Source organism: Corallococcus sp. AB038B, from assembly GCF_003668955.1.
Classification (GTDB): Bacteria; Myxococcota; Myxococcia; order Myxococcales; family Myxococcaceae; genus Corallococcus; species Corallococcus exiguus.
Genome location: NZ_RAWO01000150.1, coordinates 1 through 430, shown reverse-complemented (window position 1 = coordinate 430; position 430 = coordinate 1). Strand labels below are relative to the sequence as shown.

1 protein-coding gene is annotated in these 430 nt (G+C 63.5%); it reads right to left on the bottom strand.

All coding sequences use genetic code 11. From position 1 onward, the window contains the following. Positions 1-233 (bottom strand): TetR/AcrR family transcriptional regulator (locus D7Y04_RS42835; RefSeq protein WP_147477353.1); only part of this gene is annotated, 233 nt, incomplete at its 3' end. Positions 234-430: the final 197 nt, after the last annotated feature.

Genomic DNA, 430 nt, shown 5'->3' with positions numbered 1-430 from the left:
TCCAGCAGCGCGCTGACCTGCCGGGCGTCGATCTGCGCGTAGAGCGCGATCAACAACCCCGACCGCGTCTTGAAGTGCTCGTAGGCAATGGGCTTGCTCACGCCGGCACGCTCGGCCAGGTAGCCGAGCGTCAGCGCGTCGGTCCCCTCTTCCCGGACGATGGTCTGCGCGATGTCGAGCAACTGCTCGCGTCGCTGCGCCTTCGGCAGCTTCCTGGCTTGGGGCTCACTCATGGCTCGTGGCGTTTCGTAATGCCCCTTCGCGGCCTCCTCCAAGAAAACGTGGCGAACCTACCATTGGTAACTTACCAATTGTAGGGAATTTCGAATCCACATCCGCCCTGCCCCACCCGGCAGAGGAGCGCAGCCGTCATGTCCGCGAACACGCAGAGACCCGTCCTCATCGTTGGAGGCTCCGGCATCGTTGGTTC